The organism is Chlorogloeopsis sp. ULAP01 (assembly GCF_030381805.1).
Lineage (GTDB): Bacteria > Cyanobacteriota > Cyanobacteriia > Cyanobacteriales > Nostocaceae > Chlorogloeopsis.
Genome location: NZ_JAUDRH010000004.1, coordinates 470,750 through 496,502 on the forward strand (window position 1 = coordinate 470,750; position 25,753 = coordinate 496,502).

Here is a 25,753-nt window from a genome sequence, read left to right on the forward strand (position 1 = left end):
GAAGAATCTATACAGAACAGCGTGTGCAGCTCCAACTTGAATTCGGATGAGAAAGTTTATAAAATTCCCAAACTACTAGGTGAAGGTTATTCTCAAGAAATCCAGGTATATCCTGAAATTTACCTTTCGTTGTTGGATTATGAATATCGGGATGACGTATTAGAAAAGACTTCGACTAACGAGCATAAACTACATTTTGATGTTCTGCTTTCAGGGAAAATTACTATAGGTAATGGTCAATTTGGGGAAGGCTATACGCTGATTTGTGGTGGTGGAATTCAAAGGAAAACTATTGCAGAGGCTAAAAAAGGTCAACGAATTGTCCAGGTTAGTATGCATATACCCCACAACCTATTTGTAAATTTTTTCTCAGGGGAAAACGAAGCAGCAAATGCACAGTTGCGACATTTAGTCAATGAAAATGATTGGCAAACCATACTGTTTCCCAAAAGCACTCCAGCAATCCAGGGAGTGGCACAGCAAATTATTAACTGTCCTTTTCAAGGTGTGACAAAAAAGATTTATTTACATGGGAAAATATTTGAACTAATCGCCTTGCAGCTAGCTCCCATTTTAGAGAACGAGGTTAAAAAGCAGACAAAACCACGGCTCAAACCAGATACTGTGGCGCGAATTCATCATGCTAGGGATATTTTACACTGCCGCTTGCAAAATCCACCCTCATCGTTGGAATTAGCACAAAATATCGGGGTGAGTGAGAGAACTCTTAGACGAGGTTTTCGAGAAATATTTGATACAACTGTATTTGGCTATTTAATGCAAAGACGCATGGAAAAAGCACAGATGCTTTTGCGAGAAGGAAATTGTAGTGTTGCAGAAGTAGCAAATCTTGTTGGTTATTCCCACTTGGGTTTATTTGCAACTGTATTTAAGCGTCAGTATGGTATCTCTCCCAGGGAATGTTTAATGGGGAAAAAGTCTTTGTCCGGATCGTGATAAAAATGCCGAATGTAGATTGATTTACCTAGAAACTGTTTTTTATACTTCTTTTCACTACAGTTAGTAATCTTTAGCAACAAGCTTGATTTTCTCCAAACTTTACCTACTTATACCAAATTAAAAGACCCCTCCCTAACCCTCCCCTTGGTAAGGGGAGAGTGTCCGATAGGGCGGGGAGGTGATCTTTATCTTTTGTCAACATTTTTTGAATAGGTATGACAGTGGGGATGAGGAGGAATTTGCTTGTGTCGGTTTGGGTTTGGAACTCGATCCGAAGTTTGGTGTTTGGGGAGTTTAGCTGAACTAGGAGCAATTTATGAAGCCTGGACTGTTATCTAGTAATTTTCATTTAAAATTAACCTTAATTTTATCTACTTTTTTGAGTATTTTTGCGGTTAAACCAGTATGGGCTAACGAAAAATTTGTAGGATATCAAATATCCTCACTCAGTGAAATCGAACTTCCTGCGACTAGCGCTCAAAATTTGGTACAGACACCAACACCAACAAATCCCCCTGTTTCCCCCCTTACCAAGGGGGGACGGAAGGGGGGTGTTGTACCAATTACGGGTGTGAAAGCTAATCCCACAGATAAAGGTGTGGAAATCGTTTTAGAGACAATCCTTGGGGAAAAACTACAAGTCACAAATCGCAGTACTGGTAATAATTTTATTGCAGATATTCCTGGAGCACAGTTGCGATTACCGTCGGGAGAGGCTTTCACATTTCGTTCCGAGAAACCCCTTGAGGGAATTACGGTAATAACAGTTGCAAATATTGATGCGAATACCGTGCGGATAACTGTGGCTGGTGAGAAGACTTTACCTGCAATTGAATTATTTGATGATGATACGGGGTTGATTTTTACCGTTGCACCGACAGCGACGACAGCAGAAAACCCCACCCCACCTACGGCACCCCTCCCCTTACCAAGGGGAGGGGAAGGGGAGGGGTCAGAGGAACCCGCAGCGCAGCAGGATGAGCCGATTGAGTTGGTGGTGACAGGGGAGCAAGACGGTTATCGCGTACCAGATACCTCAGTGGGAACAAGAACCGATACACCTTTGCGGGATATTCCCCAGTCGATTCAGGTGATTCCCCAGCAGGTGCTACAAGATCGGCAGGTAAGGAGTATTACAGAAGGGTTGGAAAATTCGGCTGGCATTACCTCAATTACCAACGCTGCTGACCGTAGAGCCTGGTTCACCGTTCGCGGCTTTGAAAATTATGGCGGCTTCCTAGTCAATGGCATTCCCGATCCGCAAATTTCTACTCTTGGTGGTTTTGTCAATGCGGAACGTTTAGAAGTTTTAAGAGGCCCTGCTGCCGCTTTATATGGTGAAGTTGGATCGCTTGGTGGCACTATCAATATTGTGACTCGACAACCGTTGAGCGATCCCTTCTACGAAGTGAGTGCGACGGCTGGCAGCTTTAACGACTATCAGGGTACCTTTGATTTCTCTGGCCCCTTCAACGATTCTAAAACAGTATTCTATCGATTGATTGGCAGCTATCGTAACTTCGATACTTTTTTGGATTTTTTTGAAGGGAGTGAAACGTTCATTGCTCCTAGTTTGGCAGTTAAGATGAGTCCAAATACTGATTTCATTCTTGAAGGCGATGTCAATATTGTGGATCGACCAGATGGGGGGTTATCTAAGCCGATTGTAGGTACTATACTCGAAAACCCAAACGGGAAAGTTAGCCGCAGTTTCAACCCAGAAGGTCCTGTAGATAACGGAAAATTTTATAACGGTAGAGTTGGATATCGTTTAGAGCATCGTTTCAATGAAGATTGGAAACTGCGGAATGCATTCCGATATACGTTTGCTATCCCTGACGACCAGGTTAACTTTTTCCCTGATAGCCTTGCTGACGATAACCGTACACTCAATCGAAGCGTTAATGTTGGCAGAGGATACTACAATACCTACTATTTAGATACCAACCTACTGGGTAAATTCAGCACTGGCTCCATTGAACATCAACTTCTTGTTGGTCTTGACCTAACTAGAGATACAACAGACGTTATTTATGAATTTGGGGATGCTCAACCTGTAGATATTTTTGACCCAGTTTACGATCAAACTTTGAGCCTTACAGGACAGCCCACGCTTGACAGCTTTACAACGAGAGACACACTGGGTATCTATCTCCAAGATCAAGTTACGATCGCACAAAATTTCAAACTGTTGTTGGGTGGAAGGCTTGATTTCTTCGGAGAGACTAGTGACAATCGCCTGAGCGATGAAGAAACTAGTCAATCAGAAACGGCATTTAGTCCACGGGTGGGTATTGTCTATCAACCCATTCCACCCATTTCCCTCTATGCCAGCTATGCGCGATCGTTTGTACCAACAATCGGTATCGCTGCCGATGGAGATCCATTCCGCCCAGAACGAGGAACCCAGTATGAGGTAGGCATAAAAACCGACATCAATGACAAACTTTCGGTAAACCTTGCCTTATATGATTTAACCCGCTCCAATGTTACAACTCCCGATCCGTATAATCCAAACTTTTCGGTGCAAACTGGAAAGCAAAGAAGCCGGGGTGTTGAGTTGGATATTAGTGGCGAGATTTTACCGGGATGGAATATTATCGGAGGCTATGCCTACACCGATGCCAGAATTACTGAAGACAACGATTTAACAATAGAAGGAAATCAACGGTTTTCTGCTCCAGAGCATACGTTCAATTTATGGACAACCTACAGAATTCAAAACGGTGATTTGCAAGGTCTAGGATTTGGTTTAGGCTTTTACTATACTGGCGAAAGATTTGTGGATAATGCTAACACAGTAGAGTTACCCAGTTTCTTCCGTACCGATGCCGCGATTTTTTATGAGCGCGATCGCTTCCGTGCTGCTCTTAATTTCCGCAATATCTTTGATGTAGAAAGCTACACAAGTGGTGGTTCTAGCTCTTTTATCGAACGAGGCGCACCTTTTAATTTACTAGGAACAGTGTCCTGGCAGTTCTAAGTTTTTAGTTGTTCAAAAAAATAAAGTTTATGTTGTCGGTGGACATTGGCATAATCAAGATGTTTTTGCTATTAATGCCATCCTCGATGACCTCGAAAAATACCTTGTTAACACACCACAAACCTATGATTAAATCTATCTTCTTATCTACAAACAGAAAAAATGAGTGTGATTAAAAAACAGTCACATCGTTTAAGTAAGCCGTTTTTACTCATGGCTTTTTCCCTACTTTTAATTACAGCTTGTGACCAACCTGTCAGCCAAAGACATCATATCTCCTTGAAGCCTTTTGTTGAGTGTCGAGTCATTCAGCATAAATTTGGCGAAACCTGTGTTCCACTTAAACCACAACGTATTATTGCATTAGCTCCTGAGACTTCACTCGATACCCTGATCGCTCTTGGTATTAAGCCAATTGGCTTTACGTCTTATAACTTTAAAGGGGAAGAAGTTCATTATGGTGTCTCATTTGATCAGGTTAAAGGAGCTAAGAATGTTGGGGATGTATCTCAGCCTTCACTCGAAAAAATTTTGATGCTCAAACCTGACTTGATTTTATCGTCAGATAGGCATCAATATAAATTGTTGTCAGCGATCGCGCCTACAGTTCCAGTATCTTATCCGAATTTTAAGATGTCAGCTAATCAAGCTTTCTTTAAAGAAACTCTTCGATATGTTGCCAAAATAGTTGGCGAAGAGACAAAAGCAGAAGAAGTTTTAAATCAATACAATAAACGAATTCAGGAATTGAAGAAACGCTTAGGAAACCAGTTGGAACAGATAGAGATTTCCGTGATTTTTTACAGTGATGGTTGGATTGGTGAACCTATGAAAAATGTTGATTCAATTTCTACGATTCTAACTGATGTGGGTGTACATCAGAAATTTTTATCTCCTGGCAAATACCTCAACATTGAAACCATCAATGAATTCGACACTGATATCTTATTTATTATTGATGTTGAACGAAAAACATCAAGCTTTTATTTTCAACATCCTATCTTTAGCAGCCTAAAAGTATTCAAAAATAATCGAGTTTATTTTGTGACTCCAGAAAAATGGTACACACTAGGTATATCAGGAGCAAATAAGGTATTAGATGACTTGTTTAAATACTTGCCTGTCAGTTATTAGTAAACAGTTGTCAGTTAGCTTTCAAGCCCTTCTAACCAGGCTTGTAAATCAGCCATGCCATTAAAATCAAGCAAAGCTTCTCCTAAATTTTCCAATTGTTCTAAAGAAAGAGATTCAACACGTGATCGCACCTCCTGAGACAATTCCCCCACCCGACGATTTAATAGACGCAAAACGAGCGATTTTTCTCTTTGCAATCCTTCTTGTCGCCCTTCTTCCTTAATTTCCCGATAAACTCGTGTTTCTTGGAGCGTAATTCCTAACATTTCCTCTACCTCCCTTTGACTTTTACTCTCAAATTTGTACACCATTATCGTTGTTAATAAATTTATTATGGCGCGATTTTCTGGTTGAGATGCTTCCTGTTGACTCCTTGTCAGCAAGTACCTTGCTTCCTCAGTGGTACGTTTTTCCTCTAGGGTAATCAACACCATTAATGCCACCCAAACAGGTAAGGAGCGGATATCACCCAACTCATCCAAATATATCCGATGTACCTGGGGGCTTTCCAGTTGGCTGAGGTAGGGGTTTAGCTCGCTCTGTTCCAAGCTGCGGGATGGGTATATTATTACTATTTGTAAATTACTAAACCTGTCACGATTGCGGTAAAAGTACAGATATGATTCGGCAAACACCCTTTCGTATAGCCTTTCATCCTTCTGACACTGTACCTCGCAGAAATATACCACACCCGGCTGTTGATTTTCTGGTGGTAAAAACACTCCATCAATCTCAAATTTCGGTTCTTTGACTGCTACCGAATCAAATCTGTATTCGTCTGCATTTGCTGGGGGATTTGTCAATAATTCAAATAGTAAATTTGGGGATTGTTGAAATAACTTATAAAAAATCGAATCTCGACGCATGAAAAGTTTGCTAAATCCGCACGAGCATTAAAAACTTACCATTGAGTATCTTAATCCTCAAGTGCGATCGCAATACGAGCGTAGGATGAGTGAAACGGAGTGAAAGCCAACAAAAATAATACGAATCAGCTCTCAGCTACTAAACAATCACTCATAACAAATACCTTTATGAGAATTCTTGTCATTTAACGGTATTCTAAATAGAGAAGCAAATTATCAAACAATTGTAGTGCTTCAGAATAAATCAACCAGATGACCGCACTATTGCTCTCAAAAGCTTTTGCAAAAAGTTTCAAGATTCTCCTTGCCGTTACATTAGTCAGTACTACATTTGGTGCGATCGCATCCGCAGAGCAGCCCGATTATAGTAATGAACCTGAACCTCTGCAAACAGAGATTACACAGCAAGATCTCAAAATCATTGAGCAATTAGTAGCTGTTGCTGAACGTAACTCAGCCGAAGTGCTAGAAAAAAAAGCTGCAATGGGATTGAATGCCTTTACAGACATCATAGCTCTCGAATTTTCTCCATCTGTGACTACGACCTCAACATCACCAGATTCATCATCTGAGCGCGAAAACAGCTTTTACTTCGCCGTCACTATTGATCCGATTAAATTCATCAGTACTTTTGGGCAACTTCCTGTCTTACAAGCTCGTTGGAAGGAAGCCAGACAGCAAAAAAGATTGGCGATCGTGCAATATTATGTTGCCTACATCCAAGCCCGTCAAGCAGCTATGATTGCAGCTTATCGAATGCAAAAATTTACTGGAAGTTCTCGTATTGCCAGCATTGATTCTAGAGCAAGTTCTCGTCAGAATAATCATCTTGCTAATCCTGATTATGTAGCGGCTGCGACATCTATGTTAGATACAAATACGCGCAAACGATTGGCATTAGAAGAATTAGCAGCTTGTGTAGGATTATCTGTGCAAGAATTGAGCGTTATGATTGACAAATAATAAATGTATTATTTTAGACTATAGTGGGTAAACTTAACACAGAAGATAAACTAAAGTGAATTCACGTTTGCTTGGGTATAAAATCGCTCTATGTCTTTAAAAATAGATCGTGGACTGTTTAAGTATGATTTCATAGATTACCACGCAGTTTTATGCGTTCCAGTTGATGCGGATGTTAAAGAAATCCGCAAACGTTATTTAAAAATTGCCCGTTACCTACATCCTGATAGCTGTGCAGCAGCTAGCGAAGCTGAAAAACATTTAGCTAGCGATTTGCTGTCAAAGTTGGTGAATCCAGCTTACGAAAAGCTCTCTCAAGAAAAAAAACGTACAGAATACATGATAGTGGTGTCGCAAATCGGCAAGCGGCTATTGCAAGAATCGACATCGATAGAACTGTCTTCAGATGTAGCAAAAAATTTGGCAGGGACGCCTCATTTGGAACACACTTATAAAAGTGCGATCGCTAAAATAGCTGAAACCCAATATGACTCGTTAGAGAATCTACTGCAAGTTATTGGTTTAATCAGTGAGTTGAATTTAGTTTATTTAGTACGCAATGTGGGTAAATCAGCTGCTATCCCACCACCAACCGCAGCACCAGTAAAAAATCACACTACAACACCGACAACACATCAAGCTACTCCTGCACCTCCTCCAGCGCAGCCAAAGGAAGAATCGATAGTAGTTCAATATATTCGCCGCTCCCAAGAGTTAATTGCAAAAAATCAATTGGCACAAGCTGAGGTAGAATTACGAGATGCTTTGAAGTTAGAGCCAAATAATAGTCGTTGCCATAGCTTGATCGGTATGCTGTATTTGAGGCAAAATCAAACCACGATGGCAAAAGTTCATCTTGAACGTGCTTTGCAATTAGATCCCGAAGACGAAACAGCGTTGGAGGGAAAACGCAAAATTGAAAGGATTTTGGCACAAAAATCCGGTAATGCAAAGCCTGTGGCAACGCCATCTACTCAGGTTAAGCGATCGGATAAATCTGAGGGTGGCGGTTTATTTGGTGGTTTGTTTGGTGGGAAGAAAAAGTAATGGTATATCAACCACCAGCGGGAGCGAGGGATTTATTACCCCTAGATGTAGCTCAAAAACGCTGGATTGAAGAAAGACTACAGCAGATATTTCACCGTTGGGGATACCACAGAATTATCACCTCAACGCTAGAGCGCATGGATACATTGATGGCAGGAGGTGCAATTCAAAGACAGACGGTGATCCAATTACAAAATTCTGAAGACGAAGAACTAGGGCTGCGCCCGGAATTAACAGCTTCAATTGCACGTACTGCTGTGACTCGCATGGTAGGTGCTACTCTACCACAACGCCTATACTACAATGCTAATGTTTTTCAGCGCCCGCAAGATTATCGACACAATCAACCACAGGAATTCTATCAAGCTGGAGTAGAGTTGTTGGGTGGCAGTGGCTTACTCGCCGATGCGGAAGTGTTGCTGTTAATTGCAGACTGTTTGCAAGCACTCTCACTCAACCGTTGGCACATAATTTTAGGCGAAGCGGGAATTATCCGATCGCTTTTGGAGGTGTTTCCTGCTGATTTGCGCAATCAAGTTCGTCATGCGATCGCCCATCTTGATCGGATAGCGATAGAAAATTTACCCCTCAGCGAAGAATTGCGAGAACGCGCCCGCATAATCTTGGATCTACGTGGCAAGAGTACTGATGTTCTGCAAAAAGTTAGTAGCCTAGACTTAGATCCATTGCAGCAAGAAAGGGTCAACAACCTGAAATCTTTGCTAGAGTTACTAGAAAATCGGGAAAATTTTCCGCTCATTCTCGATCTGAGTCTGATCCAAACCTTTGACTACTACACAGGTGTATCTTTTGAAATAGTCAGCGAAACCGAAACTGGAGTGCGAGTTTTAGGACGCGGTGGCCGTTACGATCAGCTTTTGGGACTATATCATCCCCAAAGCCAAAGTATACCCGGAATTGGTTTTGTTTTTTTTATTGAAGATTTATACCAAGCTATCTCCAATTCAGTGCAATTACCACAAACTATCCCGGCAACTAATTGGTTAGTTGTCGCAGAAAGCGAGAGTGCATACGCTGCTGCCTTTGGCTACGCTCAAAAACTACGCGATTCTACTCATCTGGTGCGAGTAGAGATGGATTTGGGAACACAAGATGCAGGCGCCATCCGACGGTATGCACGCGATCGCAGTATTGCCCAAATTGCTTGGGTTAAAGCAGATGGTTCCACAATGATTGAATCAGTAATATAGGATTCTGTATGCCTGTAAGAGGGAATGTGGCATTTTGGCAACTTTTGTTCTTTAAAAGAGTTTAAGTTAGTCTGATAAATGCCCTTCTATAGTGAATTACGAAAACCTTTTCGCCCCGGTTGCCAGCCGGGGTATTTTATTACAGCAGACTCCTATGAACTACAGTTCACCAGCAAGCACGAAAATTTACCTTCTGCCTTCTGCCTTATTTTCAGGTGAGATCCCCTGCCAAATTGCCAGATTCTAGCAAACTACTCCTGTTTTCTCTGTGTTGTTTTGTAGATGGAATTAAACAGATCATTTAGGGAGCATCTTGTGATTACTGAACATATGATTGCTAAGTTACTATTTGTGAACACCGACGAAGATGATCGTGGCAGTGGTAGGTAAGGAGAAAAGTAATGTCAGATTTATAAACAATGTTTATAACCAAATTTTTTAATTTTAGGTGTGCGTAAAATAGGCATCACAAACCACTATATTTTTTCTAGAGAAGACCAGAACTGAATCCTCTTGAATCTTGTGATCATCACATAGATTGCCATAGATTAACATCCTCCCCACACAAAGAGTTGCTGTTTGTGGGGAATCCTTTGCTTACTGATTCACTGAACGAGATTTGCGCTCGTGACTAGTACAGCAGGAAAGGTTTTGAACTCATGATTCAGGAAGAAGTCATCCCACTAGCTAGTGTGTAACGTAAAACTAATGCTGTTGCATATAACGTTGCTGGACGGGAAATATCAAAATGAGATTACAGGGTGTAATTTTAGATATAGATGGAACACTTGTTCTTAGTAATGATGCTCATGCTCAAGCCTGGGTTGAGGCTTTTAAAAAGTTTGGTCATCAGATCGAGTTTGAACAAGTTCGGCCTATGATTGGGATGGGAGGCGATCAAATTATTCCTAAGTTGATTCCAGGGCTTTCTAGTGAGGAAGGCGAGGGAAAAAAAATTGCCAATTCTCGCAAAGAACTTTTTCTTGATAAATATGCATCAAATCTCACTCCTGCCAAGGGAGCACGAGAGCTATTGTTGAAGATGCAGGAGCAAGGTTTACGCCTAGTTGTAGCCACTTCAGCCAAAAGTGAAGAACTTTCTGTCTTACTGAAAATTGCTGAAATAGATGATTTGCTTGAGGAAACCACAACATCAAGTGATGCAGACTCTTCTAAGCCAGATCCTGATATAGTCAAAGCTGCTCTGAGTAAATCCCAGTTGCAGCCCGATCAAGTTGTTATGCTTGGCGATACTCCGTACGATATCCAGTCAGCAAATAAAGTAGGAGTAGATGTAATCGCCTTTCGTTGTGGGGGTTTTGACGATACTCAACTTGCAAAGGCAATAGCTATCTACGACACTCCTGCTGACTTGTTGGCACAATACGACAACTCACCCCTAAGCTAAAAAAAGCGATGATTGAGAACTTACTCTCCCAGAAGCCCTGCGGATGTTTACGCTTTACGCTTACGAGAGCCAGAGGTTCTAGTTCTCGTTACCAGGTTAAACCTGGTAACGAAGGTTTCGAGGCTTCGCCTCCAGGCTGGTGAAAGATGTAAACGAAGAAACCCTAATCATCGCCTAACTAGCTCGACAAATTCCAGATAAACTTCCCACCTCAATCATCGAACTATACAGCACCAGGGCCTCTTCCGCGTTTGTCGCTCTCCATTGTTAGTTCGCCTTCTTTGTCTTCGTTTACCTCTGTTAGTTCTTCAACCCGATTTGCAGTATCTTCTTGTACTTCTTGGCGTGCATCACCCGGTACTTCGTAGTACATTTCTGGTTCAACCGCATAGTTGTTTAACAAACCTTCTTTGTCTACTGTATAACCGTCTGTTGTCCTGATGCTGTCGCCAGGATGAGTTTGATCGTCAGTAGATGCACCTGCTTCTCTTTGTTCTGTGGGGAGTGTTTTGTAAAGTTCTCCTTCTCTTTCTTTACGGGCAGCAGTTTCAGCAGGAATTATATGTCTGTCGTATTCATCTACCTTAGCGCGATCGGAGCTATCTACTGCTTTGTTATAATTTTCGTTAGCCATAATTTTTTATTCTCCTAAAAAATCTACTCAAATCATTCTCAATTTCGAGAACTAGATTAGGTTTTTTGGTAATATGAAATCCACTGTCTTAAGGAGTGTTTTAATTACGAAGACTAATTATTTAATCTATCTTTCGATATACCTATGGATAAGAATGTGGATAAGAATATCGTTATGATGTAATTGTTTTTGACTTCATATGGCTTTTTTCATGAAACATTAAAATTTATTTTTAAACAAAAAAGAATTATTTATTTTTTTTATATTAATTAATCAATTAAAAAATTGGTCAGGTATAAATTCTTTTATACCTGACCTGAAACACTCAACTAAATAAAGAAGTGTAAACACAGAAACTTCCTTTCCAAAGCATATGCTCTGGCACACAAAAGATAATTTGAGAATAGCTCCACAGAGAGAAGTTTTAAGATATTTATGAGAAATTCTTCTCCTAATAAGCGGAAAGTTTATAGCTATATGGCGAAACGAGATTTTGTTTTTGAGCTTACTGCTACCCTAGAATCTGTTTTTTAACTAAATCAATTTCCGCAACTAATTCCCGTCTAGTTGAAGTTTTGAGTAGATAACGAAAAGTAAACCAACTTGCGTAACTAATTCCTATCAACTCAAATAGCGGTTGTGCAAGTGGAATATCGTTAACTGCGTCCAACATTGCCAAAATAACTTTGATTGAAACAAGTGCTACCAAAACCCAACCTAAACTGAACAGAGGTTGCTTGTATGTGTTAAAAAATTTTTCTAGATATTCAGGAAATTTCTCAAAAAAATCTGCGATTATTCTATTAATTTGCTGCCATTGGTTTTCAGGGGATTGAGCTGGCGGTAGCATGGGTAAGTTTTGAGTGTCTGTACCTTCGATTGCAGCTACATCGCTTGGTGAGGCAATTTCTTCGTATTGTATTTTTTCGGTTTCCATATATCTCCTATTTTTGTAATAAAAGCTAAATTATCATGAAACAATTTTATTTATATCACTTAATATTGTTATTTCGACATTAGTGTACCTTCTTTTCATCAAACTTTTGACAGAATGTTTATCTCTATCCTAAGTAATATTGATTTGTAGTAAATCCCGTAAAGCAAGTAAAAAGTACCAAAATTTAGAGTATATAAAATTACAAAAATATGATACAAAAAAAGACTTATAAAGTATAAATTAAACCGAGTCTACGCAAAGGCTGTGTAGGCTCGGCTGTAAAAATATTTATTTTCCTTGGTTTAGCGGGAAGTTTGTTGAAATTATTTACGTTTAGTTGTAAATGTTGTAGTAAACATCATCAGTAGCCCGCCGATGATAATTAAAATTGCTACTCCCCCTGTGATCAAATCCAAAAGATTGCTGTTGTCCATAATTATTTGTCCTGAATCAATAGTCAAATGACTATTGATTAATTTAAAAATCTACTCCACGCTTAAGTTCTACGCCTTGATTTGCATAGTGCTTATGGCAGTATACCTCAGAGTGAATGCTTGCCAAATCGAAATATGCGGGTTGATTTTGGCAACGACCGGTGATAATGATTTCGGTGTGAGGGGGTTTGCGGAGTAAGGTTTGAACAATTGGTTCTACAGGGAGTAGTTCTAAGTCAACAGTAGGATTAAGTTCATCGAGGATGATGGTTTTATACAACCCGGAAGCGATCGCTGTTTTGGCAATTTCCCAACCCCGCTCGGCTTCTACGTAATCTAATTCTTGTCGGGAGTTGCGCCAGACAATGGCATCTCTTCCGCAACGTTGGTGATCTACTACATCTGGATAAGACTGTTGCAAAGCTGCCAGAGCTGCGTCTTCTGTGTAACCAGTACCGCCTTTGAGCCACTGCATGATTAATACACGGGTAGAACCTGGATGATTAATTCCTCTACCAATGGCTTGTAAAGCTTTACCCAAGGCACTAGTAGATTTTCCTTTACCTGCACCAGTATAGATTTCTATACCTTTTATTCCCTGTGCTTTGGCGATCGCGTGGTGATGGGGTTTCATTTCTGAGTGCAAATCCGCAATATCAAGTAACTGTTGCGGCGTACCACGCCCGGTAGCAATAATTTCTAATTCGTGGGGTTTAGATTTAAGTATCCGCACTACCTCATCTGTTGGCAGTAAACCCAAATCCAGAACAGGGTTAATTTCATCTAAGACAACAACTGAATACAAACCAGAGGCGATCGCGCCTTTTGCTACATCCCAGCCCCGTGCTGCCTCATCTTTATCAAAAGGGGTAATTTCTTCTGGACCAAAAAATTCTGCTCTGCCAGTGCGGACTTGGTCGATCAAATGAGGAAATCCTCGCTGTAAAGCAGTAATAGCCCCATCTTCATCATAATCCCGTTCTGGCCCTTTTAAAAACCGCAGCAGCAATACACGGTTAGAATTGCTCGGTGTATTTATCCCCAAGCCAATTGAGCGCAAAACGACTCCTAAAGCAGCTTGAGATTTACCTTTGCCTGCACCATCGTAAACGTGAATTTGTCCTGTAACCCGTTGTTGACGCACTTGTGCTGTGCGAATCCCGATGCCGTTCCTTGTCATCTCACTAAAAGCTCTAGAGTAGCAGTCTTTAATCTTACCCAAGGTTTTACCGAATCAGCTAGGGATGCTTGAACAGAAGCCAGCGCCGTGGTGAGCCAGCGCTCTTGGAGGGTTTCCAACGGACTGTCCTCCTCCACAGGCGACTGCTGTAGACACGTAGACGGACGTAGTCCGGCTTCTCGCAGAGTAGTGGATAAGCGAAAGTAAGGGTTCCCCGGCATAAAGGAACTGGCGTAGACGTGGCGTAGACGCCCGTAGACGCAAAGCGGCTTGCCGCAGGCTAGGGCGGCTTCAAGGTAGAGTACCCGAAGGGCTTCCGTAGGTAGCGACTGGCGTGAGTGAATAGGGCAAGGGACATAGAAAAAATCCAATTCCCGATCCGCTTGCTTGGCGCACCCTAAATAGGCCACGATCAACAAGTACTTATGTCATCAAATCAAGATTTAGTAATATTTTATGAAGTGGTCTCTCCAAGGAAAATGGATAGCAGGAGGATTTTGCTTAACTCTTTTATTAATGGGGTTAGTTAGCTTCGCTTCATATAAAAACACAATAGAACTTAGAGAAAGTGCTGATAGAGTACAGCATACTTATGAAACCCTCAATACTCTGACAGACTTCTATGCTAATATGGCAGTTGCCGAATCGGGGCGGCGGGGATATATATTTTTAGGAAGCAAACAAGAGTTAGAGCGTCATCAAATTGCAGTTAAAAATATGCAATTTGAAATTCAGGCTCTTCGCAATCAAATACATCCAAGCTCCAGTCAACTACAGCGATTGGTGTTGCTCAACTCCCTGATGAATCAAAGATTCGCTTTATTCAATCAATCAATTGAACTATATCAAAAAAATAAATTAGCATTTCAAGCTCAAGATTTAATCACGGAAAAAAGTGTTAAAGTCAGAGAAGAAATGCTCATAGTGTTATCAAATATAAAAGCAGAAGAGCAACGTTATCTAAGAATTTCTCTCCAAGAGTCTCAAACTTCCATTCACTATAGAATCATATTTGAAATTCTGGGTACCTTGTTAAGTTTTGTAGTTGTTTCAAGTTTATGTTTTATCCTTTATCGTCAATGGATAAAGCGTGAAAAGATTGAAAAGCTTGAACGTTCTCTTGCTCAAGAAAAAGAATTAAGTGAACTGAAGCTACAACTTTTTTCAATGATTTCTCATGAATTTCGTACACCTTTAAGTGTAATTTTACTCTCGTCTCAATTGCTGAAGGAAATTCTACAGGATTTAGTTGATGAAATCCAATTAAAAAATTTATATAGGATTCAATCTTCGGCGAAATTAATGAATCAATTAATTACAGATCTATTGACATTAAATAGAGCAGAGGCAGGTAAATTAGAGTTTAATCCTCAATTAATAAATGTAGAAAGTTTTTGCTTAAACTTATTAGAAGATTTACAGTTCTTTGCTATACAGCCACCTGCCTTAAAGTTTATTAAGTATGGTTATTGTTCTCGTGCAAAAGTGGATGAAAAGCTTTTATACTCTATTTTGAGTAACTTGCTTTTGAATGCAATTAAGTATTCACCACATGGAGGCAATATATACTTAATTTTAAACTGTGAACAAGAAGCCACTATTTTCCAAGTAAAAGATGAAGGAATAGGTATTACACCAGAAGATAAACAGAAAATTTATGAACCATTATATCGAGGTCAAAATGTTGAAAACATTATCGGAACTGGTTTGGGATTAGCTGTTGTTAAAAAGTGTGTGGAACTTCACCAAGGAGAGATTGATGTAGAAAGCGAAGTCGGTATTGGAACAACATTTACTGTTAGAATTCCTCACACTATTGGTGCAGTGGTTTAAGTATCTTTTTTTCGTTTGTCATTAATGGTTTGATATTTAACACAGGAGTGATGAGAAAAAATGGCAATTCATTTACAGCAAGCTTTGGAAGTTGGTAAATATTTGGTTGCTCAACGTTTGAAAGGACGTAAACGCTACCCTTTAGTTTTGATGTTGGAACCTCTGTTCCGTTGTAACCTTGCCTGTTCTGGCTGTGGTAAAATCCAACATCCCCCTGAAGTGCTTAAAAAGCATCTGACTCCAGAACAATGCTTTGCAGCTGCCGAACAATGTGGTGCTCCTATAGTGTCTATCCCAGGAGGAGAACCTTTGCTGCATCCCCAGATTGATGAAATTGTGCGGGGATTGATTGAGCGCAAGAAGTTCGTTTATCTATGTACTAATGGCTTGTTGTTAGAAAAGAGCCTGGAAAAATTTCAACCATCTCCTTACCTAACTTTCAGTGTTCATCTCGACGGAATGCGGGAGTGGCACGATCGCTGTGTGGATCGTAAAGGTGTTTTTGATATTGCAGTTCAAGCTATACGCGCTGCAAAAGCCAAAGGATTTCGCGTTACTACTAACACTACTATCTTTGAAGGTGCCGATCCTCAACAAATGCAGGAGTTTTTTGACTTCCTGAATACGCTTGATATTGACGGCATGATGATTTCCCCTGGCTACAGTTACGAATTAGCACCAGATCAGGAGCATTTTCTCAAGCGCGAGCAAACACGCGCACTCTTCCGGGAGATTTTAGCTCCGTATAAAGCTGGTACAAAAAATTGGAATTTCAACCACAACCCACTGTTTTTAGATTTTCTGACTGGTGAAAAAGACTACGAATGCACACCTTGGGGAAGTCCGAGTTATAGTGTTTTTGGTTGGCAAAAACCTTGCTACTTGCTCAATGAAGGACATTACGCTACCTTTGAAGAATTACTCGAAAAAACTGACTGGAGTAAATACGGACGTGCTAGCGGCAATCCTAAATGTGGAGATTGTATGGTGCATTGTGGTTATGAACCAACCGCAGCAACAGATGCCATGCAACCAACTAATATTGGGCGATCGGTGATGACGCTGTTGGGTATGGGGAATTAATCGTCGCGATCGCATCCACAAAATGTCTGTCTACGAGCAGTATGAGTATTGGCGAGGATGATATCTTTAGCACCTACCACATCTACTGCTCTGTACTTTTGTTCACGCCTGATAAACTCTTCCTTTCCAAGCACCACCTCGCCCTTGCCAATGACGTATTGCGGAATCTACTGTCATGAGTGTATAAACAAAAGCAATCCCCGGCAAACATAAAGCCAGCCAAGAAGAACATTTATAAAAGCGAATTATTGGTAAGTAGGTTAGCGACATCAAAAGCCATGCTGATAAACCTATTGCTGCCAGCAAATAATTACCTGTTAAGCAGCCCATCAATAAACTTAAAGGCGGAACAATGTAAACTAAGGTCATCCCAAACACAGTTCCAGCTAACAACAGAGGCGAATAGTTGAGTTGAGTAAAGGCAGTGCGGGCAACCATATCCCAGATTGTACCGAGGGAAGGATAAGGACGCAAGCTGCGAGCTAGTTCGCTAAGTCCTAACCAAATACGCCGATTACCACTTGATTTGACTGCATGAGCAAGGGCGCAATCATCAATTAACGCTTGCCGAATGACTTGTATACCCCCAATCCGCTTTAGCGCTTCTTTGCGAATGAGGATACAACCTCCGGCAGCAGCAGCAGTTGATTTGTTTGGATTATTAACCCAGCGAAATGGATAAAGTTTTTGAAAGAAAAAAACAAAAGCTGGGATCAAAAGTTTTTCCCACATATTTTCACATCGCAATTGCACCATCACGGAAACTAGCTCTAAATCTTCCTGTTGTGCCTTTGCAACCAATTGGTGAAGATTTGCTGATTCGTGTTCAATATCTGCATCAGTGAACAAAAAGTAGTCTGGTTCTGGTAGAGATTTGGACTGGAGCGTTTCTATTGCTGTTTGTACACCTTGCTCCATTGCCCACAGTTTACCTGTCCACCCGGAAGGTAATGGTTTGGCAGTAATAATTTGTAACTGATTGTCTTTGTGCAATACTTCGGCAGTTTGTTTGGCAACTTTGGCAGTTTCATCTGTACTGCGATCGTCAACTAGAACAATGGTAAAAAAGCCCGGATATTCCTGAGTTAAAAGCGATCGCAAGGTGATTGGCAGTAAATCTGCTTCGTTACGTGCAGGAATGACAGCACAAACGGATGGCAATCGTTCATCCGTTGTTTGTGCAACTTCTATTTGCCGATCTATTTGCCAAAATTGTCCTCGCCAAATTAGTAATCCTATCCAAATCAATAAGGATAGAAATGCCAGACTTAATTCAACTGCTGCCATAACCTTACTGAGAAAAAACTTTACATCCTGCTACATTTCAACTATGTTGTTATTAAAAGCATACATGGTAGAAGGAATATCAGTCATACTTTAATTAAAGTCTTGCATTGATGTATAGTAGTTTAAATCATAGCCGTTATCTTTCAAACAGACAAATTTAATTATTTCATCTGCCTAAGCTTGAACATTATTTACTTAGGTATACAAAGGTGTTTATTATTCAATAATATTTTTATTTATTCATCAAATCTTCAGAGAAAATCAAACAATGTTTTTGCAGTTATGATATCAGAATATAGTATATTAATGAAAAATTAAAATTTTCAGCAAATAAATATTTTCAGATAACTATTTGCTTGAGATTTGCTCAATGCTTTTAATACCGAAGACAGAAAATCTATAGAAACAGTTGCTAAATTGACTAAATTTTTGGTAACAACATCCAGTCATCTATTCAGCAAAACCTAATTAAAAGTTATTCCATGCAAACTGAAAACAGGGTTACCTTATCAAAAGTCCCAGAAGCGATCGCTACAAGCCAGAATTATCTGCTGTCAATTCAAAATCCTAGTGGGTACTGGTGGGCTGAGTTAGAATCTAATGTCACCATCACTGCTGAGGTAGTGCTACTTCATAAAATTTGGGGAACGGATTGCTCTAGATCCTTGCACAAAGTTGAAACATATCTGCGTTCTCAACAACGACAACACGGTGGTTGGGAACTTTTTTATGGAGATGGAGGTGAGCTCAGTACTTCAGTAGAGGCATACATGGCTTTGAAGTTGTTGGACGTATCCGAAAACGATCCAGCAATGATTAAGGCGCGGGAGTTTATCTTAGAGCGAGGCGGTATAAGTAAAACTCGCATTTTTACTAAATTACATCTGGCTCTGATTGGATGCTATAGCTGGGAAGGCATTCCCTCACTGCCACCTTGGGTAATGTTGCTGCCAGAGAATTTTCTATTTAACATCTATGAAATGTCAAGTTGGGCGCGTTCAAGCACTGTGCCGTTACTGATTGTGTGCGATCGCAAACCCATCTATAAAGTAGAACCTGCGATTACTTTAAACGAACTATATGCAGAAGGTGCCGAGCAAGTTAAGTTTACATTACCCAGTAAGGGGGATTGGACAGATTTATTTATTAATCTTGACAATGCGTTTAAATTTGCAGAAAAACTCAACTTAGTGCCTTTTCGTCAAGAAGGTATTAACGCTGCCGAGCGGTGGATTTTAGAACGGCAAGAAGCAACAGGCGACTGGGGAGGCATCATTCCGGCAATGCTGAATTCACTGTTAGCGTTGCGAAGCTTAGATTATGATGTCAACGATCCAATTGTTGTCAGAGGACTCGAAGCGGTTGATAATTTTACCATTGAAACAGAAGATAGTTATCGAGTTCAGCCTTGTATTTCTCCAGTTTGGGATACAGCTTGGGCAATCAGAGCGCTAGTTGATTCTGGCTTATCACCAAATCATCCAGCTTTGGTGAAAGCTGGAGAATGGCTGTTGAGCAAGCAAATTCTAGACTACGGTGATTGGGCAATTAAAAATCGGCAGGGAAAACCAGGGGCATGGGCATTTGAATTTGACAATCGCTTTTATCCTGATGTCGATGATACTGCTGTCGTGGTGATGGCGCTAAATGCTGTTCATCTTCCTAATGAAAAACTCAAGCACAGAGCGATCGCTCGCGCCGTAAATTGGATTGCTTCTATGCAATGTCAGGCAGGCGGTTGGGCTGCTTTTGATTTAAACAACGATCAAGATTGGCTGAACCTGATCCCCTACGGCGATCTCAAAGCCATGATCGATCCCAACACTGCTGATGTCACTGCCAGAGTCTTAGAAATGGTGGGTAGTTGTAATTTATCAATGGATGCATACAACCTCAAGCGGGCAATTAACTATCTAATCAAAGAGCAAGAGCAACAAGGGTGTTGGTTTGGTCGTTGGGGAGTAAATTATATTTATGGCACAAGCGGTGTGTTATCTGCTTTATCTGTCATTGCTCCTCAAACTTATCAAAACAATATAGAAAAAGGTGCAGCTTGGTTAATTGAGTGTCAAAATCCTGATGGTGGTTGGGGAGAAACTTGCCGCAGCTACGACGATCCAAACTTGAAAGGTAAAGGGCGCAGTACCGCATCTCAAACCGCTTGGGCTTTAATTGGATTAATAGCAGCAGGTAAGGCAACTAACAAATTTGCAAAACCAGCACTGGAAAAGGGCATTAATTATTTATTAACAACTCAGCAGGCAGATGGCACTTGGGATGAAGCGGATTTTACAGGTACTGGCTTTCCTTGTCATTTTTATCTGAAATATCATCTCTATCAACAATACTTTCCTTTAATTGCTCTCAGTCAATATCAAACACTATTTGAACATTGAGTTTGGATGTGGCACTACAAGTATTTAATTGTAATTGTGCAATAAATAAATCCAAAATAGATTGGACTATGTTTTCTAATTCATTGCTTAATAAATATTATATAAATCTAGAATTTAAGATTTTAGAGAGGAGATATTATTAGGCAAAAATTCTGTTTGAATAGTTTGTACTTAGCTGTTAAGAGTATAGTAACTTGATGTTTGAACGCTATGATTAGGCTTTATCAGTTGCTATTAAATAGCGTTCGTTTAAAAACTTATAAATTAGACTGACGTGGCAATGGTAGTTGCAGGCAGGCGAAGAAATTTTCATGTCAACTGGTTGCCCAGATTTTAAATACTCCATATTTTAAGATATATTACGTGTTTAAGACAGATTTAGATTATACATATAGGACTCCTATTTGATGTTTGAAAAAATTCAGTACACCTTTATTTCTTCTTTACCTGTTCCCTGTTACCCCAAGCCTGTCTTTACGAGTAATTCAGTAATCAAATCGGATTATTACATTAAATATATGTAATCTTACTAGAAAATTATAAGATGTCCTGTTAATTAATTATAAATAGGTAAGTAAGCGAAAAGTTAAGACGATTCAATAAAAGCCTTACTGATGTTGGATTTGCTTATGACATATCTTGCTGATTATGTCTACATTTCTTAACCTCATCTACATACTTATAATAGGTATTGAGTTAGCCTGAATGCTATTTACAAATTTACAGAAATTAAAGATAAAAATCTCTACTATAATCTTATGCTTGCCGACTGAAATGTCTGAACCAAAATCATAAATTCACAATATGTTAAAGCACAAATATTGCAGTCAAAAATATGAAGTTTTAGTTAAGCCTCTATACAAAATTGTAAAAAAGTAACAAACTTCAGTATGATCAAACCCGAACGAGGAGCGTAAAAATGAATTTAATTATAGATGCATTAGAGATTTTAAAGGAAACAAGCCGGACTTTTTACATTCCAATTGTTCGCTTACCAAAGGGTTTACAAGAAGCAGTAGCATCAGCATATCTTTGTATGCGAGCCATTGATGAAATAGAAGATCATCCAGAACTTGATAATCTTACCAAAGCAAAATTGCTGCAAACAATTAGCCTCACCTTACAAGCAGCAGTTGATGGTTTCGCCGTTGACGCTTTCTCTGTGGGGTTTGGTGCATACGAGAAAATCTTACCAGAAGTAAGCTTTAGGATTAGAGAATGGGCGCTACTTGCACCTGAGACGATCGCTCCTCGAATTTGGGATGCAACTGCGGCAATGGCAGACAGAATGGCATACTGGGCAGAAAACAATTGGCAAATTAGTACAGAGTCTGATTTAGATCGCTACACCTTTGGGGTAGCAGGTGCAGTTGGCTTGTTGCTCTCCGATTTATGGATTTGGTACGATGGAACACAAACTAACCGTACTCATGCGATCGGGTTTGGTCGTGGCTTACAGGCAGTTAATATTATTCGTAACCACAAAGAAGATTTAGTGCGCGGAGTGGATTTTTTCCCAGAAGATTGGAGCGCGGAAGATATGCAAGAGTATGCTCGTCGTAATCTTGCCCTAGCAGATGCTTATACTAGCGCTCTTCCTGATGGCCCTGCTTTAGATTTTTGCCAAATACCCCTGGGTTTAGCTTATGGCACTCTCAACGCGATCGCTGATGGGAAAGAAAAGCTCAGTCGTAGCGATGTTCTTGCCTTGATTGAGCAGGTAACAGCAGGGAAATAATTTAAATTAAATAGCCGGTGCGTACACAAAGGCAGGGTACGGGGTACAGGACAATTAAACTCATCTGTCTCCTGTTCCCCTTCGGGTACTCTACGAGAAGCCGCTTCGCGTCTACGCCAGTCCCCCTACCCTTGCGGGAAGCCGCTCCGCGTCTACGTGACGGGAACCGCCAAGACGGGGGCTGGTCTCACCTATTCCCTATTACCTAACTTCCCATCTGCTTTTTAATTAGCTCTTTTTCATGTCTTGAGCCATCTTGCGAAAGTAGTCCATCTTGGGATCAGGGCGACGACGGGGATTAAAAGAGGTTTCTGGAGTTACCTTTACCTCAGTTTCGGTTGGTTGCTTAATTTGCGATCGCTTAACAGTTGTTGCTTCATCTGACTCCAAGAAGTATCCAGGCTTGGTGAACCCGAATAAGTTAGCAAGAAAACTGAATATCTGAGAGAAGATTTTGCCAATAAAACCAAATACTTGGTAGAGAAGTCCTTCAAGGCGAATAAATGAGTTTCTGATAAATTGAATGACACCAAACATTACAGTGCCTCCAATAGGGGTCTACTATCATTTTGACGTAAACAGGGAACAGGTAACAGGTGATAGGGAAGAGAAACCAGAAATTTTTATACCTAGCTGTGTGCAAATGCCTGTGACATCTAATCACTGAGTACACTTACACACCTTTGCAATTCATCAATACGCGCCAGCTCCTCGTAGGGAAGTCAATTGCCAATTAGTTTCATTGAAAAGCTATGTCAAATAACATATATCAATCTTGACTACTGGTGTTGATTTAATTCTCCAAATCTGACAATAATTATATTGATAAATATTGTCAATAAATATATTTATCTCTATCACCAGCCATGACTATCACCCTAACGCTCGAAGAATACTTTGGAATGTGGGACGAAGCCAAAGAACTGTGGGAGAAAGCCGAATATACTTCCAGGAGCCTAGAGAAATACGAAACTATTCTTCCAATGCCAACTTATCTGGGTCAAGGTTATCAAAAAGACATAGAAGTGTTTCCAAATCTCTGCCTGACAATTGGCAATTATCTACATCACGATGAAGTGCATATTCAAAAACCCGGAGGCGAGCATCCCTTACATTTTGATATCGCGCTTTCAGGAAAAATTAAAAGTGATTATGGAACACTGGGAAATGGTTGCACACTAATTTCCGGTGGTGGAATTCAAGCTCGCAAGATAGATAGGATTGATAAATTTGACCAGATTCTCAGTGTCCATATCTATATGGGACAACCGTCGATGTTGGCAAATTTTTTCCCAAAAGAAGATGGAGAATTACTGCCACAGTTGAAAATGCTGACACGGGATAATGATTGGCAGGAGAGAATTTATCTCAAAATGACTCCAGCACTTCAAGGAGTTGCCCAACAAATTATAAACTGTCCCTTTTGTGGTATCACCAAGCAAGTATATCTGCAAGGCAAGGTGTTGGAATGGATGGCATTACAATTAGCTCCAATTATTGCAGGCGATCGCAACTATAAATTAACCACACCAGGTTTTAAACCAAAAACCATCGATCAACTGCATCATGCCAGAGAAATTCTTCTGTCTCGTTTAGAAAATCCTCCCTCATTATTGGAATTAGCTGCAATGGTGGGAGTCAGCCCTCGTACCTTGAAACGCGGATTCCCAGAGCTTTTTGGCACAACGGTGTTTGGGTATCTCTATGATAGACGGATGGAATATGCACAAAAGTTACTGCGACAAGGAAATCTGACTGTCATCGAAGTTGCCAATATAGTTGGTTATTCTAACCCCGGACATTTTGCTGCGGCTTTTAAACGTCGCTTCTGTGTTACACCCAAGCAGTATTTGAAACAGTTATCAGTGAACAGTTAGCAGTTATCAGTTAACTTTCAAGTGCTTCCAACCAAGTTTCTAAATCAGCCATGCTGGTAAAATCGAGCAACGCTTCACCAAGATTTTCCAATTGTTCCAAAGAAAGAGATTCAACGCGCTGACGCACCTCTTGTGGTAACTCCCCCACACGCCGGGATAATTGACGCAGGACAAGCGATTTTTCTCCTTCTTCCCTAATTTCCCGATAAACCCGTGTTTCTTTTAATGTAATTCCCAACATTTCCTCTACCTCCCTTTGGCTTTTACCTTCAAACTTGTACACCATGATTGTCGTTAGTAAATCTATTATGGCGCGATTTGCTGGTTCAGGAATTTCCTGCTTGCTCCTTGTGAGTAAATATCTTGCTTCCTCAGTAGCTTGTTCATCTTCTAGGATAGTTAATACCATCAATGCTACCCACACAGGTAAAGAGCGAATATCCCCCAACTCATCCAAATATATGCGATTTACCTGTGGACTGTTAAGTTGACTTAAATAAGGACGAATATCACTTTGTTCTTTGCTGCGGGATGGGTATATTATTACAATTCGTAAATCACTAAATCTTTCACGATTGCGGTAGAAATATAAATAGGATTCTGCAAATACTCTCTCATAAAGTCTTTCATCCTTCTGAAATTGCACCTCGCAGAAATAAACCACACCTGGACTATCATTTTCTGGTGGTAAAAACACTCCATCAATCTCAAATTTCGGTTCTTTGACTGCTACCGAATTAAACCTATATTCCTCTGCATTTGCTGGTGGATTTGTCAATAGTTCAAATAGTAAAGTTGGCGATTGTTGAAATAACTTATAAAATATCGAATCTCGACGCATGAAAAGTCTGCTGAAATCGGCACGAGCATCAAAAACTTACCATTGACTATCCTAATTCTCAAGTGCTTCCAACCAAACTTGTGAATTGGTCATGCTGTTAAAATTAAGCAAAAGCACTCTGCGAGAAGCTACGCAAAGCGCGTCTATACCGAAATTTTGCAATCGCTTCAAAGAAAGAGATTCAACGCGCTATGCACTTTTTGAGACAATTCCCCAGTTATCTGTTAACTGTTTACTGTCACCTATTCGCTGTAATGCCCTTTTGGAGTAGACGAGTAGCCAATACGGTTAGGTTAAAGGGTAAAGAGTAAACGCAAAAGGCGTAAAAATAAGGCTTACAGCCAATTAGTTTCTTGAATTTTTTGCTCATCAGAACTGTATTGGATGAGTGCCTTTTTTGAGTAGAGAGAGTTGTTGGCATTTTTATATACTCGATTTTACTAATGGAATAATAATTATTTGCAATAGTCTCGGTATCGATTTCGTGCGATCGCAACTCCAAATGGTGTGAAAAGTTTTATTTTGAGGAGCTATTATGAAGCTTTGGCAGTTGTCTGTCGGTATGCGTTTGTGGCTGGTAATTAGTTTATCGGGTTTTTTAGGCACTGTCGCCACTGAACCGGGATTGGCATCAGAAAAGTTAAAGAATACAAATATTAGTACAAATATTTCTCAACTTAGCGATATCAAATTTCCTGCAACCAGCGCCCCTGTTTCCCCCCTTACCAAGGGGGGACAGAAGGGGGGTGTTGTACCAATTACGGGAGTGAAAGCCAACCCTACCGATAAGGGTGTAGAAGTAGTTTTGGAGACAGCCCAAGGTGATAAATTGCAAGTCACAAATCGCAGCACGGGTAATAATTTTATTGCAGATATCACTGGTGGGCAGTTGCGTTTACCTGATGGCAATGCTTTCACGTTTAAGTCGGAGAAGCCCATTG

22 protein-coding genes and 1 pseudogene are annotated in these 25,753 nt (G+C 40.4%); 14 read left to right on the plus strand and 9 right to left on the minus strand.

Translation table 11 applies throughout. The features are described 5' to 3' along the window. The first annotated feature begins 36 nt into the window (after nt 1-36). The 4 genes and pseudogenes from QUB80_RS10580 (at nt 37) to QUB80_RS10595 (ending at nt 5,077) form a co-directional block, all read left to right on the plus strand. Nucleotides 37-957, plus strand: coding sequence for an AraC family transcriptional regulator (locus QUB80_RS10580; protein WP_336622315.1), 921 nt, complete (start codon nt 37-39; stop codon nt 955-957). A gap of 319 nt (nt 958-1,276) precedes the next feature. Further along, nucleotides 1,277-3,943, plus strand: coding sequence for a TonB-dependent siderophore receptor (locus QUB80_RS10585; protein WP_289789451.1), 2,667 nt, complete (start codon nt 1,277-1,279; stop codon nt 3,941-3,943). Between the two features lie 16 nt (nt 3,944-3,959). Then, a pseudogene (locus tag QUB80_RS10590) lies at nt 3,960-4,076 on the plus strand (iron-siderophore ABC transporter substrate-binding protein); the annotation flags it as partial. Between the two features lie 29 nt (nt 4,077-4,105). Next, on the plus strand, nt 4,106-5,077 hold the full coding sequence (locus QUB80_RS10595; protein ID WP_289789452.1) for an iron-siderophore ABC transporter substrate-binding protein: 972 nt from the start codon (nt 4,106-4,108) through the stop codon (nt 5,075-5,077). 14 nt (nt 5,078-5,091) lie between these two features. Here the strand turns inward: QUB80_RS10595 and QUB80_RS10600 are convergent, their stop codons facing one another. Then, complete coding sequence (locus QUB80_RS10600) at nt 5,092-5,943, minus strand: DUF2887 domain-containing protein (protein ID WP_289789453.1); 852 nt, start codon at nt 5,941-5,943, stop codon at nt 5,092-5,094. Nucleotides 5,944-6,195: 252 nt separating this feature from the next. On the opposite strand from QUB80_RS10600, the gene QUB80_RS10605 reads away from it, so the two are divergent. The 4 genes from QUB80_RS10605 to QUB80_RS10620 all read left to right on the plus strand — a co-directional run bounded on the left by QUB80_RS10605 (nt 6,196) and on the right by QUB80_RS10620 (nt 10,572). Further along, a complete protein-coding gene (locus QUB80_RS10605; RefSeq protein WP_289789454.1) occupies nt 6,196-6,906 on the plus strand; it encodes a hypothetical protein in 711 nt (236 codons plus the stop codon). 90 nt (nt 6,907-6,996) lie between these two features. After that, entirely contained in the window at nt 6,997-7,953 is a 957-nt protein-coding gene (locus QUB80_RS10610) for a J domain-containing protein (protein WP_289789455.1), read from the plus strand. Next, a complete protein-coding gene (locus QUB80_RS10615; protein ID WP_289789456.1) occupies nt 7,953-9,164 on the plus strand; it encodes an ATP phosphoribosyltransferase regulatory subunit in 1,212 nt (403 codons plus the stop codon). Before QUB80_RS10610 ends, QUB80_RS10615 begins: the two co-directional genes overlap by 1 nt. Nucleotides 9,165-9,912: 748 nt before the next feature. After that, nucleotides 9,913-10,572, plus strand: a complete 660-nt coding sequence (locus tag QUB80_RS10620) for an HAD family hydrolase (RefSeq protein WP_289789457.1) — start codon at nt 9,913-9,915, stop codon at nt 10,570-10,572. Between the two features lie 223 nt (nt 10,573-10,795). On the opposite strand, the gene QUB80_RS10625 is transcribed toward QUB80_RS10620, so the two are convergent. The 4 genes from QUB80_RS10625 to QUB80_RS10640 all read right to left on the minus strand — a co-directional run bounded on the left by QUB80_RS10625 (nt 10,796) and on the right by QUB80_RS10640 (nt 14,167). Next, on the minus strand, nt 10,796-11,206 hold the full coding sequence (locus QUB80_RS10625) for a hypothetical protein (protein WP_289789458.1): 411 nt from the start codon (nt 11,204-11,206) through the stop codon (nt 10,796-10,798). Nucleotides 11,207-11,717: 511 nt separating this feature from the next. Beyond that, nucleotides 11,718-12,143: a CAAD domain-containing protein gene (locus tag QUB80_RS10630; protein WP_289789459.1), complete on the minus strand. Its 426-nt coding sequence runs from the start codon at nt 12,141-12,143 to the stop codon at nt 11,718-11,720. Between the two features lie 477 nt (nt 12,144-12,620). Beyond that, the gene (locus QUB80_RS10635; protein WP_289789460.1) at nt 12,621-13,757 is read right to left on the minus strand and encodes a cob(I)yrinic acid a,c-diamide adenosyltransferase; all 1,137 of its coding nucleotides are present in this window, start codon (nt 13,755-13,757) and stop codon (nt 12,621-12,623) included. After that, nucleotides 13,754-14,167, minus strand: a complete 414-nt coding sequence (locus tag QUB80_RS10640) for a hypothetical protein (RefSeq protein ID WP_289789461.1) — start codon at nt 14,165-14,167, stop codon at nt 13,754-13,756. Before QUB80_RS10640 ends, QUB80_RS10635 begins: the two co-directional genes overlap by 4 nt. Nucleotides 14,168-14,213: 46 nt before the next feature. On the opposite strand from QUB80_RS10640, the gene QUB80_RS10645 reads away from it, so the two are divergent. Continuing rightward, nucleotides 14,214-15,590: a sensor histidine kinase gene (locus QUB80_RS10645; RefSeq protein ID WP_289789462.1), complete on the plus strand. Its 1,377-nt coding sequence runs from the start codon at nt 14,214-14,216 to the stop codon at nt 15,588-15,590. Between the two features lie 60 nt (nt 15,591-15,650). Then, nucleotides 15,651-16,673 (plus strand): adenosyl-hopene transferase HpnH, encoded by a 1,023-nt coding sequence (hpnH, locus tag QUB80_RS10650; protein ID WP_289789463.1) that lies wholly within the window; start codon nt 15,651-15,653, stop codon nt 16,671-16,673. Here the strand turns inward: hpnH and QUB80_RS10655 are convergent. Both QUB80_RS10655 and QUB80_RS10660 read right to left on the minus strand, forming a co-directional pair. Then, nucleotides 16,670-16,810, minus strand: a complete 141-nt coding sequence (locus QUB80_RS10655) for a hypothetical protein (RefSeq protein WP_289789464.1) — start codon at nt 16,808-16,810, stop codon at nt 16,670-16,672. The genes hpnH and QUB80_RS10655 overlap by 4 nt on opposite strands. Continuing rightward, nucleotides 16,776-17,960 carry a glycosyltransferase gene (locus tag QUB80_RS10660; protein ID WP_289789465.1) on the minus strand — a complete coding sequence of 395 codons (1,185 nt, stop codon included), beginning with the start codon at nt 17,958-17,960 and terminating at the stop codon, nt 16,776-16,778. The genes QUB80_RS10655 and QUB80_RS10660 overlap by 35 nt, the downstream gene beginning before the upstream one ends. Before the next feature lie 482 nt (nt 17,961-18,442). Between QUB80_RS10660 and shc the strand changes: the two genes are divergently transcribed. Continuing rightward, nucleotides 18,443-20,356 (plus strand): squalene--hopene cyclase, encoded by a 1,914-nt coding sequence (shc, locus tag QUB80_RS10665; RefSeq protein WP_289789466.1) that lies wholly within the window; start codon nt 18,443-18,445, stop codon nt 20,354-20,356. Nucleotides 20,357-21,275: 919 nt separating this feature from the next. Then, entirely contained in the window at nt 21,276-22,094 is an 819-nt protein-coding gene (locus tag QUB80_RS10670; protein ID WP_289789467.1) for a squalene/phytoene synthase family protein, read from the plus strand. Nucleotides 22,095-22,322: 228 nt separating this feature from the next. On the opposite strand, the gene QUB80_RS10675 is transcribed toward QUB80_RS10670, so the two are convergent. Further along, nucleotides 22,323-22,631 carry a threonine dehydratase gene (locus QUB80_RS10675; RefSeq protein ID WP_289789468.1) on the minus strand — a complete coding sequence of 103 codons (309 nt, stop codon included), beginning with the start codon at nt 22,629-22,631 and terminating at the stop codon, nt 22,323-22,325. A 329-nt stretch (nt 22,632-22,960) separates the two neighbouring features. Here QUB80_RS10675 and QUB80_RS10680 point away from each other — a divergent pair, with 329 nt between their 5' ends. Continuing rightward, nucleotides 22,961-23,971 carry a helix-turn-helix transcriptional regulator gene (locus QUB80_RS10680; RefSeq protein WP_289789469.1) on the plus strand — a complete coding sequence of 337 codons (1,011 nt, stop codon included), beginning with the start codon at nt 22,961-22,963 and terminating at the stop codon, nt 23,969-23,971. Nucleotides 23,972-23,981: 10 nt separating this feature from the next. Here QUB80_RS10680 and QUB80_RS10685 read toward each other — a convergent pair whose 3' ends face one another. Beyond that, nucleotides 23,982-24,812 carry a DUF2887 domain-containing protein gene (locus QUB80_RS10685; protein ID WP_289789470.1) on the minus strand — a complete coding sequence of 277 codons (831 nt, stop codon included), beginning with the start codon at nt 24,810-24,812 and terminating at the stop codon, nt 23,982-23,984. Between the two features lie 535 nt (nt 24,813-25,347). Between QUB80_RS10685 and QUB80_RS10690 the strand changes: the two genes are divergently transcribed. Next, nucleotides 25,348-25,753: AMIN domain-containing protein (locus QUB80_RS10690; protein ID WP_289789471.1), on the plus strand; the 406-nt coding region annotated here is incomplete at its 3' end.

Excerpts from the sequence above, each read along its gene's own strand:
- QUB80_RS10585 (WP_289789451.1), top strand. The coding sequence starts at position 1,277 with ATGAAGCCTGGACTGTTATCTAGTAATTTTCATTTAAAATTAACCTTA.
- QUB80_RS10595 (WP_289789452.1), top strand. The coding sequence starts at position 4,106 with ATGAGTGTGATTAAAAAACAGTCACATCGTTTAAGTAAGCCGTTTTTA.
- QUB80_RS10600 (WP_289789453.1), bottom strand. The coding sequence starts at position 5,943 with ATGCGTCGAGATTCGATTTTTTATAAGTTATTTCAACAATCCCCAAAT.
- QUB80_RS10605 (WP_289789454.1), top strand. The coding sequence starts at position 6,196 with ATGACCGCACTATTGCTCTCAAAAGCTTTTGCAAAAAGTTTCAAGATT.
- QUB80_RS10610 (WP_289789455.1), top strand. The coding sequence starts at position 6,997 with ATGTCTTTAAAAATAGATCGTGGACTGTTTAAGTATGATTTCATAGAT.
- QUB80_RS10615 (WP_289789456.1), top strand. The coding sequence starts at position 7,953 with ATGGTATATCAACCACCAGCGGGAGCGAGGGATTTATTACCCCTAGAT.
- QUB80_RS10620 (WP_289789457.1), top strand. The coding sequence starts at position 9,913 with ATGAGATTACAGGGTGTAATTTTAGATATAGATGGAACACTTGTTCTT.
- QUB80_RS10625 (WP_289789458.1), bottom strand. The coding sequence starts at position 11,206 with ATGGCTAACGAAAATTATAACAAAGCAGTAGATAGCTCCGATCGCGCT.
- QUB80_RS10630 (WP_289789459.1), bottom strand. The coding sequence starts at position 12,143 with ATGGAAACCGAAAAAATACAATACGAAGAAATTGCCTCACCAAGCGAT.
- QUB80_RS10635 (WP_289789460.1), bottom strand. The coding sequence starts at position 13,757 with ATGACAAGGAACGGCATCGGGATTCGCACAGCACAAGTGCGTCAACAA.
- QUB80_RS10645 (WP_289789462.1), top strand. The coding sequence starts at position 14,214 with ATGAAGTGGTCTCTCCAAGGAAAATGGATAGCAGGAGGATTTTGCTTA.
- hpnH (WP_289789463.1), top strand. The coding sequence starts at position 15,651 with ATGGCAATTCATTTACAGCAAGCTTTGGAAGTTGGTAAATATTTGGTT.
- QUB80_RS10660 (WP_289789465.1), bottom strand. The coding sequence starts at position 17,960 with ATGGCAGCAGTTGAATTAAGTCTGGCATTTCTATCCTTATTGATTTGG.
- shc (WP_289789466.1), top strand. The coding sequence starts at position 18,443 with ATGCAAACTGAAAACAGGGTTACCTTATCAAAAGTCCCAGAAGCGATC.
- QUB80_RS10670 (WP_289789467.1), top strand. The coding sequence starts at position 21,276 with ATGAATTTAATTATAGATGCATTAGAGATTTTAAAGGAAACAAGCCGG.
- QUB80_RS10675 (WP_289789468.1), bottom strand. The coding sequence starts at position 22,631 with ATGTTTGGTGTCATTCAATTTATCAGAAACTCATTTATTCGCCTTGAA.
- QUB80_RS10680 (WP_289789469.1), top strand. The coding sequence starts at position 22,961 with ATGACTATCACCCTAACGCTCGAAGAATACTTTGGAATGTGGGACGAA.
- QUB80_RS10685 (WP_289789470.1), bottom strand. The coding sequence starts at position 24,812 with ATGCGTCGAGATTCGATATTTTATAAGTTATTTCAACAATCGCCAACT.